Source organism: Nonomuraea roseola (genome assembly GCF_039535395.1).
Taxonomy (GTDB): domain Bacteria; phylum Actinomycetota; class Actinomycetes; order Streptosporangiales; family Streptosporangiaceae; genus Nonomuraea; species Nonomuraea roseola.
This window is the reverse complement of the sequence record NZ_BAAAXC010000005.1, coordinates 16,763-31,759: the sequence shown is the minus strand read 5'-3', so window position 1 is coordinate 31,759 and position 14,997 is coordinate 16,763. Positions and strand designations below refer to the sequence as shown.

General features: G+C 71.9%; 16 protein-coding genes and 2 pseudogenes. 6 read left to right on the top strand and 12 right to left on the bottom strand.

What is annotated here, in order from left to right; all coding sequences use genetic code 11:
* Positions 1-549, bottom strand: a complete 549-nt coding sequence (locus ABFX55_RS02155) for a TetR/AcrR family transcriptional regulator (RefSeq protein ID WP_346117069.1) — start codon at positions 547-549, stop codon at positions 1-3.
* Positions 550-664: 115 nt separating this feature from the next.
* Between ABFX55_RS02155 and ABFX55_RS02150 the strand changes: the two genes are divergently transcribed.
* The 4 genes and pseudogenes from ABFX55_RS02150 to ABFX55_RS49640 all read left to right on the top strand — a co-directional run.
* Positions 665-1,459 (top strand): SDR family NAD(P)-dependent oxidoreductase, encoded by a 795-nt coding sequence (locus tag ABFX55_RS02150; RefSeq protein ID WP_346117067.1) that lies wholly within the window; start codon positions 665-667, stop codon positions 1,457-1,459.
* On the top strand, positions 1,456-2,034 hold the full coding sequence (locus ABFX55_RS02145; RefSeq protein WP_346117065.1) for a TetR/AcrR family transcriptional regulator: 579 nt from the start codon (positions 1,456-1,458) through the stop codon (positions 2,032-2,034). Before ABFX55_RS02150 ends, ABFX55_RS02145 begins: the two co-directional genes overlap by 4 nt.
* Before the next feature lie 75 nt (positions 2,035-2,109).
* Positions 2,110-2,286, top strand: a pseudogene (locus ABFX55_RS49645) (nucleotidyltransferase domain-containing protein); the annotation flags it as partial.
* Positions 2,287-2,401: 115 nt separating this feature from the next.
* Positions 2,402-2,591, top strand: a pseudogene (locus ABFX55_RS49640) (DUF4111 domain-containing protein); the annotation flags it as partial.
* 221 nt (positions 2,592-2,812) lie between these two features.
* Here the strand turns inward: ABFX55_RS49640 and ABFX55_RS02140 are convergent.
* The 6 genes from ABFX55_RS02140 to ABFX55_RS02115 form a co-directional block, all read right to left on the bottom strand.
* The gene (locus ABFX55_RS02140) at positions 2,813-3,316 is read right to left on the bottom strand and encodes an SRPBCC family protein (RefSeq protein ID WP_346117063.1); all 504 of its coding nucleotides are present in this window, start codon (positions 3,314-3,316) and stop codon (positions 2,813-2,815) included.
* Entirely contained in the window at positions 3,313-3,675 is a 363-nt protein-coding gene (locus tag ABFX55_RS02135) for a metalloregulator ArsR/SmtB family transcription factor (RefSeq protein WP_346117061.1), read from the bottom strand. Before ABFX55_RS02135 ends, ABFX55_RS02140 begins: the two co-directional genes overlap by 4 nt.
* 49 nt (positions 3,676-3,724) lie before the next feature.
* Positions 3,725-5,179, bottom strand: coding sequence for a serine hydrolase domain-containing protein (locus ABFX55_RS02130; RefSeq protein ID WP_346117059.1), 1,455 nt, complete (start codon positions 5,177-5,179; stop codon positions 3,725-3,727).
* A gap of 99 nt (positions 5,180-5,278) precedes the next feature.
* Positions 5,279-6,589: an aminotransferase-like domain-containing protein gene (locus ABFX55_RS02125; RefSeq protein ID WP_346117057.1), complete on the bottom strand. Its 1,311-nt coding sequence runs from the start codon at positions 6,587-6,589 to the stop codon at positions 5,279-5,281.
* A 72-nt stretch (positions 6,590-6,661) separates the two neighbouring features.
* Positions 6,662-7,108, bottom strand: coding sequence for a phosphatase domain-containing protein (locus tag ABFX55_RS02120; RefSeq protein WP_346117055.1), 447 nt, complete (start codon positions 7,106-7,108; stop codon positions 6,662-6,664).
* On the bottom strand, positions 7,105-7,689 hold the full coding sequence (locus ABFX55_RS02115) for a CGNR zinc finger domain-containing protein (RefSeq protein WP_346117053.1): 585 nt from the start codon (positions 7,687-7,689) through the stop codon (positions 7,105-7,107). The genes ABFX55_RS02120 and ABFX55_RS02115 overlap by 4 nt, the downstream gene beginning before the upstream one ends.
* A 124-nt stretch (positions 7,690-7,813) precedes the next feature.
* Here ABFX55_RS02115 and ABFX55_RS02110 point away from each other — a divergent pair, with 124 nt between their 5' ends.
* Both ABFX55_RS02110 and ABFX55_RS02105 read left to right on the top strand, forming a co-directional pair.
* A complete protein-coding gene (locus tag ABFX55_RS02110; protein ID WP_346117051.1) occupies positions 7,814-8,731 on the top strand; it encodes a branched-chain amino acid transaminase in 918 nt (305 codons plus the stop codon).
* A 129-nt stretch (positions 8,732-8,860) separates the two neighbouring features.
* Positions 8,861-9,880, top strand: coding sequence for a fatty acid desaturase family protein (locus tag ABFX55_RS02105; protein WP_346117049.1), 1,020 nt, complete (start codon positions 8,861-8,863; stop codon positions 9,878-9,880).
* 60 nt (positions 9,881-9,940) lie between these two features.
* Here the strand turns inward: ABFX55_RS02105 and ABFX55_RS02100 are convergent, their stop codons facing one another.
* From ABFX55_RS02100 to ABFX55_RS02080, 5 genes are all read right to left on the bottom strand, one after another.
* Complete coding sequence (locus ABFX55_RS02100; RefSeq protein ID WP_346117047.1) at positions 9,941-12,028, bottom strand: xanthine dehydrogenase family protein molybdopterin-binding subunit; 2,088 nt, start codon at positions 12,026-12,028, stop codon at positions 9,941-9,943.
* Positions 12,025-13,005 carry an FAD binding domain-containing protein gene (locus ABFX55_RS02095; RefSeq protein WP_346117045.1) on the bottom strand — a complete coding sequence of 327 codons (981 nt, stop codon included), beginning with the start codon at positions 13,003-13,005 and terminating at the stop codon, positions 12,025-12,027. Before ABFX55_RS02095 ends, ABFX55_RS02100 begins: the two co-directional genes overlap by 4 nt.
* A complete protein-coding gene (locus ABFX55_RS02090) occupies positions 13,002-13,502 on the bottom strand; it encodes a (2Fe-2S)-binding protein (protein WP_346117043.1) in 501 nt (166 codons plus the stop codon). Before ABFX55_RS02090 ends, ABFX55_RS02095 begins: the two co-directional genes overlap by 4 nt.
* 159 nt (positions 13,503-13,661) lie before the next feature.
* Positions 13,662-14,087 carry a nucleoside deaminase gene (locus ABFX55_RS02085; RefSeq protein WP_346117041.1) on the bottom strand — a complete coding sequence of 142 codons (426 nt, stop codon included), beginning with the start codon at positions 14,085-14,087 and terminating at the stop codon, positions 13,662-13,664.
* Positions 14,084-14,926 carry an LLM class flavin-dependent oxidoreductase gene (locus tag ABFX55_RS02080; protein ID WP_346117039.1) on the bottom strand — a complete coding sequence of 281 codons (843 nt, stop codon included), beginning with the start codon at positions 14,924-14,926 and terminating at the stop codon, positions 14,084-14,086. Before ABFX55_RS02080 ends, ABFX55_RS02085 begins: the two co-directional genes overlap by 4 nt.
* Positions 14,927-14,997: the final 71 nt, after the last annotated feature.

Sequence of the window (14,997 nt, the reverse complement as noted above, 5' to 3'; positions counted from 1 at the left end):
TCAGCGGGGTTGGCGGCCGAGCGTGCGCAGAGCGCCTTGGATCAGCTCGGCACGCAGGTCGTCGTCCTCCACCGGCACGTCCGCCGCGCAGGTGACGGCGACGGCGCCGACGACCATGTACGCGGTGACCAGGGCCTTCGGTTCGGTCGAACCCTCCACCATCGCGGCCATCAGGCGAGCCACGATGGCGGGCACGGCGCCCAGCGCCGGGTGGCCGGCCAGCACGGGGATGTCCTGGAACAGCACTTTGACCTCGCGCCGGAAGCGCATGGCCAGATCGACGAAGCCGGTGACGGCCGCTTCGGCCGCCTCCTCGCCTTCCAGACCCGACAGCCGGGCGTCGAGCGCGGCCAGCCCTTCGCCCGCGGGGGTCAGTAGTTCGGCGAGGATCGCCTCCTTGCTGACGAAGTGGTACAGCAAGGACGCCTTCGAGCAGCCCGCCACCTGGGCGATGTCGTGCAGCGACGCGCCCTTGTAGCCCTGCGTGGCGAACAGCTGCAGGGCGGAGTCAAGGATGTGGCCACGTAGCGCGGAGGGAGGACGTGCCATACCCCCACAATAGCTGTCCGATCGGTCAGTCTGACCGATCGGACAGGACTTGAGCGCGAGCCGGCCAGGCGCCTGGGCTTGTTATTAGATCAATTCTCTAGAAACATGCTCTACTATGGCATCCACAGCGGTAGTGACCGGCGGCAACAGGGGCATCGGGTACGCGGTGTGCGAGCGGCTGGCCGGCGAGGGGTTCAAGGTGCTGCTGGTCGCGAGGGATCCCGAGGGTGGTGCCCGGGCGGCGGCGGGCATCAGGGGCGACGTGGAGCTCGTGACCGGCGACCTCAGCACGATCGCGGCCGTCAGGCGGCTGGCCGGCGAGCTGCGCGACAGATGCCCTCGCGTGGACGTGCTGGTGCACAACGCGGGGCTGTGGCCAGGCCGCCGCACCCTGACCGAGGACGGTCTGGAGGAGTCCTTCGCCGTCAACCATCTGGCTCCGTTCCTGCTCAACCATCTGCTCGAGGACAGGCTCGGCCGCGTCGTGCAGGTCAGCGCCGGGCTCTACGTCAAGGGCAGGGCCGAGGTGGGCAGGACCGCCGTGGGCGCAAACTTCCACCAGATGCGGACATATGCGGATACCAAGCTGTGCAACCTGCTGACCGTGCCGCTGTTCGCCGAGCGATGGCGGGCCTCGGGCATCACGATCGACGCCGTGCACCCCGGCGTGATCCGCACCGGCCTCGGCGATCGCAGCGGGCCCGTCGGGTGGCTGCTCAAGCTAGTCAAGCGCAAGTGGGCCGCGCCCGAGGAGGGCGCGGGCCCCATCGTGGGGCTGGTCCACGACGAGACGGGCACGGGCAGGTACTTCCACCTGACCGAGGAGGTCCCCCTGCAGGGACCCGCGCTGGACGGCGAGTTGGCCGGGCGCGTATGGAAGGAGGCCGAGGCGCTAACGTCGGCCAGGTGACCAGGCACAAACGCAGCGAGGAGACCATGAGGCGGCTGCTCGACACCGCCCTCGAGGTCCACCCCGGCGATTTCACCCTGCGGGCCATGACCACACGCAGCGGCGTCAGCATGGGCAGCCTGTACCACCACTTCGGCAGCCTCGAGGGACTGGCGGCGACGCTCTACAGCCGGTGCATGGGCGACCTCCTCGACGCCCTTCTCGCCGCCGTCGAGGACGCCCCGAGCGCGCGTGACGGTGTACGGCGGGCGGTGGTCGCCTATCTCGGTTTCACCGCCGACCACACGGACAAGGCCCGCTTCATCCACGCGGCGCCGTACGCCATCGACCTCGGCCCGCACGCCGAGCGGATCGCGGCGGACAAGGCGCCGCGCATGGAGCGGCTGACCGCCTGGATCCGGCCGCACATGGACGAGGGCACGGTCGCGAGCCTGCCGATGGCGCAGGTGGAGATGCTCCTGATCGGGCCGGTCGCCGAGGTGACCAGACGATGGCTGGCAGGCGCTCCGGAGATCGACCTGGCCGAGTCCGCACGGGTGCTGCCGGAGCGGATCTGGCAGTCGCTGCGCGGGTGACCCGTCAGCCGGTCGGGGGTCTCCTACTCGGAGAGATGAGTCGGGATCGCGCCTGGTACGCGCTGAGGCGCATTCGTGATCAAGCTGCGGTGGGGTGGCGCGGGGTGGGGGCCGGTGACGCAGGCCGAGGACATCGCGCGCCTGGTTCGGGAGGTGTTCGGCGCGGATGTCGTCGGGGCCTACCTGCACGGGTCGGCCGTGCTCGGCGGTCTGCGGCCGAGGAGCGATGTCGACGTGCTCGTCGTGGTGCGAAGGCCCCCGACGCCGGGCGAGCGCCGGGCGCTCGTCGGCCAGCTGCTCGAGATCTCCGGTGAGAGGGCTCGACCGCGTCCCGCCCGAGGACCTCGTCCGCGGGATCGTCGCGGGGATGCCCGTGCTCCTGGAGGAGCTCGAGTCGGACACGCGCAACGTCCTTCTCACACTCGCCCGCATCTGGACGACCGTCGCGACCGGGGTCATCAGGTCGAAGGACGCGGCGGCGGACTGGGCGCTCGCCCGGCTGCCCGCCGAGCATCGGCCCGTGCTCGCCCGCGCGCGAGCCGTCTACCTCGGAGCCGAGGACGCGCGCTGGGACGACCTCCTGCCGCGCCTGCGACCACACGCCGACCACGTCGCGGGCGCGATCGAGCGCCTGACCGCGCCCGGCGGACCAGCGGACCCGGCGGAGCGACGCCCCGGCGTTCGGCCGGGCCGTCCACCCGTTCGCGGGCGGGGTCACCTCGGCTCCCGGCCGGGACCGGGCACCCGTGGAGCCGTGGACCGACCTTCGTCGCGAGCCCTAAGCCGTCCCGGCGGCCAGATCGACGAAGTAGGGCTTCATCGCCGGGTAGTAGTCGTCGAAGTCCGGCGTGGGCGAGCCGTCGCGGGCGGCCACGAGCAGGTCGAGGTAGTACTCCCACCCTGGCCCCACCTCGCCGAGGCCGTCCTCGCTGTCGAGATGGTGCACGAAGCGCAGCTCCGTCGAACCGTCGGTCTCGGACAGCAGCAGCTCGACCCGCCACGTCCCCCACTCCTCGGTCGTCGACACGGCCAGCCGCCGTGGCGGGTCGCACTCCTCGACGAGCAGGTCCATCCACGGAGCCTGCTCCTCGAACACCATCTGCACCTTGATCGTCCGGCCGGGCCCCGCGTCGCCCTCCCACGGCCCGAACCAGCGGGCGGTGCGTTCGGGCTCGGTGAGGCTGGCCCACACGTCCTCGGCGGGGGCGCGGAAGGTGCGGGTGAGGACCAGATCGCTTCCCTCGCCGGTGCGGGAGAGGCGGCCTGTGGGTCTGGGACTCATGCGGTGTTCTCCTGTGCTCGGGCCGCCGGTCCGCGCGTGCGGCGTTCGCGGCGGGTGCGGTAGACCTCTGTCTCCAGCGCGTCGAGACGGTGTTCCAGGCCGGAGGGCTGAAGGAAGGGGGTGAGCCATTCGACGAGTTCGGCGAACCGCTCGGGGGCGAGCACGTAAAACCGCCTTCTGCCGACGAGCTCGTCGCGCACCAGCCCGCTCTCCCTGAGGACGCGCAGGTGGCGGCTCACGGCGGGCCTGCTGATCTGGAAGCGGTCGGCGATCTCCCCTGCGGAGAGCCGCGAGTCGCGCAGCATCGTCAGGATGGCCCGTCGTACGGGATCGGCGATCGCGCCTGCCACCTCGTCCACACCCGAAAGCGTAACCTACAAGTTACGCTTCTGGTAGAGGTTCGGATGCTCAGCCGACCTTGGGCGTGGCCCGCATGCCGACGTAGCAGACCTGGGAGCCGTCGGTCAGGGTGGAGAAGACCACGGGCATGTAGTCCTCGCTGAAGGAGGGGCCGGCGCCCGAGGCGGCGAACACCGTCTCCGACACCGGGGTCAGCTCCATGTCCAGCGGCGGCGAGAGGTCCTTCATCCCGTCGACGAATTCGTACAGCATGCGGGCGCCGCCGTCCTCCCCCTGGGTGACGGTGATGATGACGCCCTCGCGCCTGTAGGTGCCTACCAGCTGGGACATGTCCACCACGGGCGGCTCGGCCGCGGGCCCGAAGGCCTCCGGCATGCGCACCCCCGCCAACTCCTCCAGCAGCTCTCTGAACAGGTCGGCGTACAGCTGGCGGGCGCCGCCGCCGTTGGTCAGCAGGACGACGGCCACGCCCGCGTGCGGGACGACCCTCAGGTAGCCGTACTGGCCGATGGCCGCGCCGTCGTGGCCGTAGCCGGCGATGCCGTTCCAGTCGTAGAGCGTCCAGCCCAGTCCCCAGGCGTCGGCGCTGACGGTCCACTTGTCGGGGACCTCGACCTCGCGCCGCTGCATGGCCGCGACGGCTTCGGCCGACATGAGGCGGGTGCCGTCGGGGGCCAGCCCGCCGTCCAGGTGCATCCGGGCGAAGCGGGCGACGTCGCCCGCCGAGACGATGACCCTGCCGTACGGCCCCGCCGAGCGCGGCATCAGGTCCCAGGCGGGGGCGGGGCCGGGGCGCCGGCCGGGCTCGCCCAGGTGGCTCATCGCCACCCGGTGGCGCAGCGCCTCCTCGGGCAACGTCATCGAGCGCTCGAGGCCGAGCGGCGTGAACAGCAGGTCCTTCAGCGCCTGGTCCCAGGTGGCACCGGTCAGCACCTCGACGATGCGCCCCAGCACGACGTAGCCGAGGCTGCCGTAGGAGACCGCCGTGCCAGGCGGGCAGTCGAGCGCCACCCCCTTGGCGGCCTCGACGTAGGCGGCCAGGCAGTCGTCGCCGCGGCCCGAGTCGAAGGTGAAGTCGTTGGTCACCCCACCGGTGTGGCTGAGCAGCTGCCGCACCGTGATCGAGGCGGTGGCCCCGGCGTCGGGGGTGGCGAACTCGGGCAGCACGCTCACGACCGGCGCGTCGAGATCGAGCTTGCCTGAGTCGGCCAGCCGCATGATGAGCGTGGCGGTGTAGACCTTGGCGATCGACCCGGACAGGAACACCGAGTCGGTCGTCGCCTCCACCCCGGTCTCGGTGCTCAGCATCCCGCTGGCCAGCTCGTGGATCTCGCCGTCGACCAGCACGGCCAGCGTCGCCCCCGGCACGTGGTGGGCGGCGCGCAACTCGTCGAGCCTGGCCTGCCAGCGCTCGCCGGAGAAGCCGCGCTCCTGGGCGTCCAGTGATCTCCAGTCCCCTGCGGCCTTCCGGTTGCCCGCGGTGTCCCCGTTCAGCTTCGTCATGATGTCTCCCAGCCCTTCCCACATCGCGTACGGCGTCCTCACTATGCGAACACTGTACGCAGATAGGTAGCGTGTACGCAAGCTGCGGGTGTGGGGTGGTCAGTCGCGCTCGGCCCACGCGCCCGCCAGGCCGGTGACGGCCTGGTCGAGCAGTTCGGGGGGAAGGGCGAAGCTGAGACGCAGGCGGTCGCGGTGGCGGCCGTCCGGGGAGAAGAGGGAGCCGGGGGCGACGGCCACGCCGTACCTGCGGGTGAGTGTCGCGAAGCGGTCGGTGTCGGCGCCGGGGAGGTGGGCCCACAGGGATAGTCCTCCGGCAGGCTGCTTCCAGCTCCACTCCGGGAGGCGGTCAGCCAGGGCCGCGGTGAAGTGGTCGCGGCGGCGGGCCAGCTCCGCGCGCCAGGCGGCGACGGGGTTGCTTTCGAGCAGTTCGACGGCCAGTCGCTGGGAGACGGCGCTGGTGGCCAGGTCGCTGCCCTCCTTGACCTCGGCCAGCCGGGCGAGCAGCGGCTCGGCCGCCGCGAGCCAGCCCAGCCGCAGTCCGCCCCACAGCACCTTCGACAGCGACCCGACCGTGACCGTGCCGTACGGATGCCCGCCCGCCAGAGGCACCGGGGCGGTGCCGTCGAAGACCAGGTCGGCGAGGGTCCTGTCCTCGACGATCGCCACCTCGGCGGCCCTGGCCAGTTCGGCGACGTGTGACAGCTCCGCCACGGCGCCTGTGGGGTTGTTCACGCTGACGACGTAGACGAACGCGGGCCGGTGGCGGGCGATCGCGGCGGTCACCGCGTCGGGGTCGGCCAGGTCGACCGGTACGGCGAGCGCTCCCGCCCGCCTGAACGCCGTGAGCGCGCCCACGTAGGTCGGGTCCTCGACCAGGACCCTGTCGCCGGGGCGCAGCAGGACCCTGGCGGCCAGGTCGATGCCCTGCTGGGCGCCGCCGGTGATCAGGACGTCGCCGCCCAGCAGCGCCCGCAGCCGGGGATCGCCCTTGGCGTCGTAGCCGTGGCCGCTGGAGGTGCGCATGAGGTCGGCAGGGTCCAGCGTCGGGAGGACCAGGTGCGAAGGGTCGGGCACGACGGAGGTGGACAGATCGGCCATGACAGGACCGGCATGGAGGATGCCGGAGACGGAGGGCATGTCGAGCAGGTAGGTGCCGCTGCCGTGACGGCGCTCGCAGCGGCCCTCCTCGCACAGCTGGTTGAGGGCGGCGGCGACCGTGCCGCGGCTGAGCCCGACGGCCTGGGCGAGCTCGCGCTCCGACGGCAGTCTGGCGCCCGGGGTCAGCGCGCCGGTCTCGGCCAGATCGGTCAGCGCTCCCGCGAGCCTGCGGCTGGGGCTCTGCCTGCCCCGGCGTTGCCTGAGCCGGTCGCGGACGAGGACGGCCAGTCGATCCAGATCTTGGCTTGCCACCTGGTCATTATCCCGCAGCAGCCGTCCACGCCGCCGCGCTCTTGGCCAGCGCCGCGGCGCTCGCAGCGCGGCTCAGCGCTCGGCCGCGAACCTCGCGATCCAGCGACGTTGCCATGGCGTCTCGACGGCCCGGTGGTGATGGTGCTCGCGGGTCCAGGCGACGGCGTCGGCCGGATCGACCCCTGAAAGGACGGCCAGGCAGGCGATGACGGTGCCCGTCCTTCCGACACCGCCACCGCAGGCGACCTCGACCGCCGCGCCCGCCCTGGCCCGCTCGTGCAGCGCGCGGATACGCAGGACCGCCACGTCATGGCCGCGCGGCAGCAGGAAGTCCGGCCACTCGATCCACTCGCGCGGCCAGCGCAGATCCCCTTCGTGGCGACGGCGGAGCCGCTCGGATCCGAGGTAGAGGCCGAAGTCGGGCGCGGGACCCTCGGGCAGCGGACGGCGCAGGCCACGACCGCGAACCCAGAGGCCGTCCGGCAGCCGGATGGCGCCCACGAGCGAAGGCCCGCTCATGGCGCCACGCTCCCCAGCCGCCGCCTGGCGCGGTGGTTGGCGACGTTGAGGCGGTTGCCGCACAGGTCGCCGCAGTAGCGGCGGCGGCCGGGCCTGCTGGTGTCGACGAACACGCCGCGGCACCCGGGAGCGTCGCAGGGGCGGAAGCGCTCGTGACCGAGCGCCCTGACGACGCCGAGCAGTCCGATGCCGACGAGCGCCGCCAGCTCGTCGGCGAGCGACGCGCCCCGCGCGGTCGGGACGTACCACTGCCACCGGCCGTCGGGCTCACGCTGCAGGACAGGGCTGAGACCCGCGCGCATGGCCAGCACGGTCCCTCCCGCGACGGCGTGCTCCTCCGTGGCGGTCTCCAGGACGCCCCGGACCTCCCTGCGAAACAGATGCACCTGGCGGAGGTCGTCGCCGGTCGGCGGCCGCTCCGCGAGCGCGTCGAGCCGGAGACCGCGGTCGGCCAGGAAGCCCGCGAGCGCTTCCGGGTCGGGCAGGGCCTCGCCCATGGTGGAGCGCACGGTGGGCGAGGTGTTGACCAGGTCGCCGGCCACCGCTGCCCCCACCGTGTAGTCGCTGACGGAAATCCGCACGCCTCCCCCTCAGTCCGTAACCGATTAAACGCAACTATAACCCTTACTATGGCACGCCGCGTGGAGCCACTTATCGCTAAAGTGGCTCCACTATTCATGGACACAAAGCCACTTGGAGGCATCGATGCAGGCGGAGACCATCTGGATGGACGGCGAGCACGTGCCGTGGAGCGAGGCGCGGGTGCACGTGCTCTCGCACGCGCTGCACTACGGCACCGCCGTGCTCGAAGGCACCAGGGCGTACGGCACGCCCGAGGGCTCCGCGGTCTTCCGCCTCGACGAGCATCTCGAGCGGCTCTTCAGAAGCGCCAAGATCATCGGATTGGCGATCCCCTACTCGCCTGCCCAGCTGCGCGCCGCCACTCTGGAGACCGTCGCGGCCAACGGCCTGACCTCCTGCTACATCCGGCACCTGGTGCACCGCGGCTACGGCGAGCTCGGCATCGCCGCCCGCACCTGCCCGACCGTGGTCACCGTCGCCGCCTGGGAGTGGGGTGCGCTGCTGGGCGAGGAGGGGCTGCGGCTGATGACCAGCTCATGGCGGCGGAACGACCCTGCCGTCGTGCCGACCGCCGCCAAGGCCACCGGTCCGTACCTCAACTCGGTGATCGCCAAGGCCGAGGCTCTCGACGCGGGCTACGACGAGGCGGTGCTGCTCAACGCGGCGGGCTACGTCAGTGAGTGCACGGGCGCCAACGTCTTCGTGGTCAGCGACGGGACGCTGTCCACCCCGCCCTCCAGCGCGGGCGCGCTGGAGGGCATCACGCAGGACACGGTGGAGCAGCTGGCCGCCGACCTCGGGGTGCCGGTGCGGCGACGCGATCTGCTGCGTACCGATCTGTACACCGCCGACGAGATGTTCGTGTGCGGGACGGCGGCGGGCATCGTGCCCGTGCAGTCGGTCGACAACCGCGAACTCGGCGCGGCGGGGCCGGTGACCGCCAAGCTCACAGCCGCCTACGAGGCCGCCGTCCACGGCAGGGACGAGCGCTACCGCCACTGGCTGACCCCTGTGGCGGCGGCCTCCCGCGCGACCCGATGAGACGTGGCGGCCCTGCGGGTGCGGCGACCCTAGCGTGCCGTCCGCCGTCCGCGCAGTAGGGTCCACCCCCCAGCCGTCGTGGGTGCCAGCTGGATTTCCGGTGGAGGGCGGCTCCAACAGACTCCTTCCATGACGATTGACCAGACCGTGCGGCCGGCCACCGGCAGCGACTACGCCAGGCTCCTCCAGCGCGTCACGGCAGCTGGACTGATGCGGCGCAGGCCCGGTTACTACGTGGCCAGAACGGCCGTGGTCGGCGGCCTGTACGCCGGTGGGCTCGCCGCCTTCCTCGCGCTGGGCGACTCCTGGTGGCAGCTGCTGGTCGCGGCGTTCTTCGCGGTCGTGTTCGCCCAGGTGGCGCTCATGGGGCACGACATCGCGCACCGTCAGATCTTCCGCACCGAGCGGCCGAGCAGGGTCGCAGGATGGTTCGCCGGCAACCTGCTCGTGGGCATGGGCTACGGGTGGTGGATGGACAAGCACACCCGCCACCACGCCAACCCCAACCACGAGGAGCTCGATCCCGACGTCGCCCCCGACGTCCTGATCTGGTCGACCGACCAGGCCAGGGCGAGCAGGGGCCTGCCGAGATTCATCGGCCGGCGGCAGGCGGCGCTGTTCTACCCGCTGCTCCTGCTCGAAGGCCTCAACCTGCACCTCTCGGGCTTCCGGTCGCTGCGCGACCCGAGGACGAAGCACCGCCTGGTGGAGGGGACGCTGCTGAGCGTCCACGTCGCCGGCTACCTCGCCGCGCTGTTCCTGGTGCTGTCGCCCGGCAAGGCGCTGGTCTTCTTCGCCGTCCACCAGGGCCTCTGGGGCCTGTACATGGGCTCGGTGTTCGCGCCTGGACACAAGGGCATGCCCACGCTGAAGCCGGGCGAGAAGCTGGACTTCCTGCGCAAGCAGGTCCTGACCACGCGCGGGGTGCGCGGCGGCTGGTTCGTCGACGCCGCCATGGGCGGGCTCAACTACCAGATCGAGCACCACCTGTTCCCGAACATGCCGACGCCGCACCTGCGCCACGCCCAGTCCATCGTCCGGGAGCACTGCGCCGAGATCGACGTGCCCTACTACGAGACGGGACTGATCGAGTCGTACCGGCAGATGCTCAGGCACCTGCACGCGGTGGGCGCGCCCCTCCGCGCCTGAGCACGCGATCACCGATGGACGCTGACGCCCCCTCCGCCCAGTCCCTGGGGAGGAGGGCGCTCAGCGCAGCAGCTTGTCGAGACGGATGGGCAGGTCGCGGATGCGGATGCCGGTGGCGTGATGCACCGCGTTGGCGATGGCCGCCGCGGTGCCGACGATGCCGATCTCGCCGATGCCCTTGGTGCCCATCGGGTTGAGGTGCGGATCGTCCTCCTCGACCCAGACCGCCTCGATGTCGCGCACGTCCGCGCACGCCGCCACGTGGTACTGGGCGAGGTCGCGGTTGAGATAGTCGCCGAACTCCCTGTCCATGAGGCTCTCCTCGAACAACGCCGTCGACAGGCCCATCGTCATGCCGCCGATGAACTGTGAGCGCGCGGTCTTCGGGTTGACGATCCTTCCCGCGGCGAACACGCCGAGCAGCCGCAGGACCCTGGCCTCCCCCGTGTCGACGTCGACACCGACCTCGGCGAACTGGGCGCCGAACGCGTGCCGGGAGAAGCGCTCCTGCGCGCCGACCTCCTCCTTGGTGTCGGCGGCGGCCTCCAGACCGGCCGAGGGCAGATCGCCGCTCCTGGAGACCTGTTCCCGCAGCGCCTCACAGGCCCGTACGACGGCCGTGCCCCAGGAGGCGGTGCCCATCGACCCGCCCGCGAGAGTGGCGGGGGGCAGCGCGCTGTCGCCGATCTCCACCGTGACCCTGTCGGGTGAGGTGCGCAGGGCGTCGGCGGCGATCTGGGTGAGCACCGTGCGGGCGCCCGTGCCGATGTCCGTGGCGGCGATCCTGACGGTGTAGCGGCCGTCGGGCTCCAACCGGGCGCTCGCCTGGGAGGGGCTGCGATAGGCCGGGTAGGTGGAGGCGGCCACCCCGGTCCCGATCAGGGTCCGCCCCACGAGCCTGGCGCCCGGCGTGGGATCGCGGTCCGCCCAGCCGAACCTCCGCGCCCCCTCGCGCAGGCAGGCCACCAGGTTCCTGGAGCTGAACGGCTCGCCGCTCTCCGGATCGGCGTCGGGCTCGTTGCGGACGCGCAGCTCGACGGGGTCGATCCCGCAGGCGATCGCCAGCTCGTCCATGGCCGACTCCAGCGCGAACATGCCGGGGGCCTCTCCCGGCGCCCGCATCCAGCTCGGGGTGGGGACGTCGAGCTTGACCACCCTGTGGGTGGTCCTCCGGTTGGGCGCGGCGTACATGATCCTGGTGGGCGTGGTGGTCTGCTCGACGAACTCGCGGATGGTGGAGCACTGCTCGATCGCCTCGTGCACGATCGCGGTCAGCCGGCCGTCCGCGTCGGCGCCGAGCCGTACGCGCTGGATCGTCGGGGTGCGGTAGCCGGTCACCGCGAACATCTGCTGGCGGGGTACGGCGAGCTTGACCGGGCGGGTGACGTGCTTGGCGGCCAGCGCCGCGAGCACCACGGGGGCAAGGGGCAGCCCCTTGGACCCGAACCCGCCTCCCACGTGGGAGGCGATGACCCTGACGTTCGCCGGCGGCATGGTGAACAGCGCCGCCAGCGTGGCGCGTACCGCCGACGCCCCCTGGGTGGAGTCGTACAAGGTCAGCCCGTCGGCGTCCCACCTGGCGACGGTGGCGTGCGGTTCCATCGGGTTGTTGTGCTCGGCGGGCGTGCTGTAGGTCGCGTCGACCCGGATCGGCGCCGCCTCCATGGCCGCGTCGGGATCGCCGTGCTCGCTGTCGGTGGGGTAGCCGGCGTTGACCTTCTCCGGCCGGTACAGCCCCGGATGGTCGGCGCGCAGCTCGGTGTCGTGCGGTTCGTCCGCGTAGTCGACCGACAGCGACCTGGCCGCCTCCCCCGCCGCCTCCAGGGTCTCGGCCACCGCGACGGCGATGTACTGACCCCGGTAGGCGACCCGCGCGGACTGCAGCACGGACAGCTCGGCGTTGTCGGCGGGCGCCAGCCTGGGCGCGTTGCGGTGCCAGATGATCGCGATCACACCGGGGATGGTGAGCGCCGCCTGGACGTCTATCGAGCGCACCTCGCCGCGGGCTATGGACGCCTGCACGGGCACCGCGTAGGCCAGCTCGTCGGGAGAGTACTCGTAGGCGTAGCGGGCGCGGCCCGTCACCTTCTCCATGCCCTCGACCCTGTCGAGCGCCGTGCCGACGTACGGCCTGGTCGTGGTGGTCATGACGCCAGCTCGCTGAGGACGCGGACGAGGACGTTGCGGGCGAGCGGCACCTTGAAGGCGTTGTCCGGCAGCGGGCGGGCGCCGGCCAGCTCGAGGTCGGCCGCTCTGGTGAACTCCTCGGCGGTGGCGGGCGCGCCGCGCAGCGCCGACTCGGCCAGCGTGGCCCGCCACGGCACGTGGGCGACCCCGCCCAGCGCGATGCGGCAGTCGCGGACGACCCCGTCGGCCAGGTCGAGCGCCACCGCGACCGACACCACGGCGAACGCGAACGACGCCCGGTCGCGCACCTTCCGGTAGCGCGAGCGGGCGGCGTACGGCAACGCGGGCAGCTCGACCGCGGTGATCAGGTCACCTTGTTCCAGCACGGTGTCGCGCTCGGGCTCGTCGCCCGGCAGCCGGTGAAGCCCTGGCATCGGCACGGTACGCGTCCCTTCGACGCCCTCGACGTGCACACTGGCCCCGAGCGCGGCCAGGGCGACGGCCATGTCCGAAGGATGGGTGGCCACGCAGCTGCTGGAGTGCCCGATGATCGCCAGGTTGCGGTGGTCGCCCTCGCGGGCGGGGCAGCCCGAGCCAGGCCGGTGCTTGTTGCACGGCTTGGCGATGTCCTGGAAGTAGGAGCAGCGGGTGCGCTGCAGGAGGTTGCCGCCGACGGTGGCCATGTTGCGGATCTGGCCGGAGGCGCCCGCCAGCACCGCCTGCGCGAGCATCGGGTAGCGGCGGCGCACCACGGGATGGGCGGCGAGGTCGCTGTTGCGCGCCGCCGCGCCGATCATCAGGCCGCCGCCCGAGCTCTCCTCGATGGCGTCGGACGTGGCTCGGGTGACGTCCACCAGCACGGCGGGCGTGGCCACGCCCAGCCGCATCAGATCCACCAGGTTCGTGCCACCGCCGAGGTACACGGCCTCGGGCTGCCTGCTCAGCGCGGCGACCGCCGACCGCGCGTCGGCCGCCCGCTGGTAGTCGAAGGGTTTCACCGTGCCACCTCCCCTATCGCGGCGACGATGTTGACGTAGGCGCCGCAGCGGCACAGGTTCCCGCTCATCCGCTCGCGGATCTCCTCCTCGTCGAGGACGGGCTCGGCGCGCACGTCCTCCGTGACCACGCTCGGCCAGCCCGCGGCGGCCTCGGCCAGCATGCCGACCGCCGAGCACAGCTGCCCGGGCGTGCAGTAGCCGCACTGGAAGGCGTCGTGCGCGATGAAAGCGGCCTGGAGCGGGTGCGGCGTGTCCCCGTCGGCCAGCCCCTCGACCGTGGTGATCTCCCGATCGTCCAGGGTCACCGTGAGCGTCAGGCACGACTTGACGCGCCTGCCGTCCACCAGCACCGTGCACGCGCCGCACTGACCGTGGTCGCAGCCTTTCTTCGCGCCGGTCAGATCGAGGCGTTCCCTGAGCGTGTCCAGCAACGTCTCGCGGGTGTCCACGACCACCGGGTACTCGTCGCCGTTGATCGACAGCAGCATGTCCGTCATGACTGGAACGTCGGGCCCTGAAACAATCACGGGCGCTTCCTACCCGCCCGTCCTCGGCGCGCATCCTGACTCGCCGACGATTTCCACGGAGCGGACCCATTCATGGCCCGCGGGTGAGACAACGCCCTCCGCGAGGCGATCTCGTGGAGGGCGGCGGGCTCAGACGTAGTAGCCCTCGACCGGCAGGCGGGCCTCCTCGAACAGGGCGGGCCCCTCGAGCCGCGCGCCCGCGACGGCGGCGGGCGGCTTGAGGGTGCCGAGTTGCTCGGTCGACAGGGCGAAGACCACCCTGCCCAGCCCCGACCGCTCGATGGCGCCCGCGCACATGCCGCAGGGCTGGCAGCTGGTGTACATCGTGGTGCGCGCGGCGCTCTCGGCATCCAGCTCGCGGCCTGCCCATCGAGCCAGTTTCAGCTCCGGATGCGCGGTGATGTCGGCGTCGGAGAGGCTGCTGTTGCGCTCCTCGACGAGCACCTCGCCGTCCGCTCCGACCAGGAGCGAGCCGAACGGCGGGTTGCCGCCCTCGCGCGCCTCGGCCGCGAGCTCGATGGCCCTGCGCAGGAAGAGTTCGTCGGCGTTCGTCATGGCTGCTCCGTGGATCGGGGTCGGTGGGCGGCGAGCGCGGCGAGGGCCTGCCAGGCCGTCTCGGGGTGGCAGGTCTCACGGGGGTCGCCGTTGAAGGGGTCGAGCACGACGGTGTCGGCGCCGAGGCGGCTCAGTTCGTCGAGGTCGCCGAGGATCTGGTCGATCGTGCCCTCTCCGGCGAGCCTGTCCGCTCCGGTGACCGGCTTCTCGGTGAGCCTCAAAGCGATGCGCGGGACCATGCCGGGGCTGGGCCGTCCCTGCTCGTCGGCGAGGTCCCGCAGCCGCGGCGCCGCCTCGCGCAGCCAGCCGAGGGTGTTGCGCAGGGGGTGCCATGGCTCAGCGAGGCGTATCGCCCTGCGCATGCCCTGGTCGCTGTTGCCGCCGATCCAGATCGGGATCCGGCCGGGGCCGTAGTCCTCCTCGTCGGCCCATGCCGTACGGAGGGTCCGCACGTACTCGTCGGTCAGCGCGCCGCGCCGGTGGAAGTCGACGCCGAGCGCCTCGAACTCCTGCCGCGCCCACCCGATGCCGACGCCCAGGACCAGCCGCCCGCCACTGAGCTGGTTGAGGTTGGCCGCCATGCGGGCGACCAGCAGCGGATGACGGTACGGCATGATCAGCACGGTGGTGCCGAGCCGGATCCTGGGCACCACACCGGCCAGCCAGGACAGCGTGGTGAAGGGCTCGTAGAAGGGCGCGGGGTACTGCTCGGCCACGTCGGGCGTCACCACGAGATGGTCGGACAGCAGCAGCAGGTCGTAGCCGAGCCCCTCCACGTTCTGCGCCCATCGGCGCAGGACGGCGGGGTCGGTCCCTGGCCCGAAGTTAGGTACGTTCACTCCCAGAAGCACCTGACCAGGCTATTGCCGACGTCCGGGACGCCGGAAGTGCGACATACCGGCACAAGGCG

Bases quoted from the DNA above. Each gene is read 5' to 3' on its own strand.
- ABFX55_RS02120 (WP_346117055.1), bottom strand. From the start codon at position 7,108: ATGAGCGGGCCTTCGCTCGTGGGCGCCATCCGGCTGCCGGACGGCCTC.
- ABFX55_RS02140 (WP_346117063.1), bottom strand. From the start codon at position 3,316: ATGAGTCCCAGACCCACAGGCCGCCTCTCCCGCACCGGCGAGGGAAGC.
- ABFX55_RS02150 (WP_346117067.1), top strand. From the start codon at position 665: ATGGCATCCACAGCGGTAGTGACCGGCGGCAACAGGGGCATCGGGTAC.
- ABFX55_RS02105 (WP_346117049.1), top strand. From the start codon at position 8,861: ATGACGATTGACCAGACCGTGCGGCCGGCCACCGGCAGCGACTACGCC.
- ABFX55_RS02090 (WP_346117043.1), bottom strand. From the start codon at position 13,502: ATGACGGACATGCTGCTGTCGATCAACGGCGACGAGTACCCGGTGGTC.
- ABFX55_RS02130 (WP_346117059.1), bottom strand. From the start codon at position 5,179: ATGACGAAGCTGAACGGGGACACCGCGGGCAACCGGAAGGCCGCAGGG.
- ABFX55_RS02100 (WP_346117047.1), bottom strand. From the start codon at position 12,028: ATGACCACCACGACCAGGCCGTACGTCGGCACGGCGCTCGACAGGGTC.
- ABFX55_RS02085 (WP_346117041.1), bottom strand. From the start codon at position 14,087: ATGACGAACGCCGACGAACTCTTCCTGCGCAGGGCCATCGAGCTCGCG.
- ABFX55_RS02155 (WP_346117069.1), bottom strand. From the start codon at position 549: ATGGCACGTCCTCCCTCCGCGCTACGTGGCCACATCCTTGACTCCGCC.
- ABFX55_RS02110 (WP_346117051.1), top strand. From the start codon at position 7,814: ATGCAGGCGGAGACCATCTGGATGGACGGCGAGCACGTGCCGTGGAGC.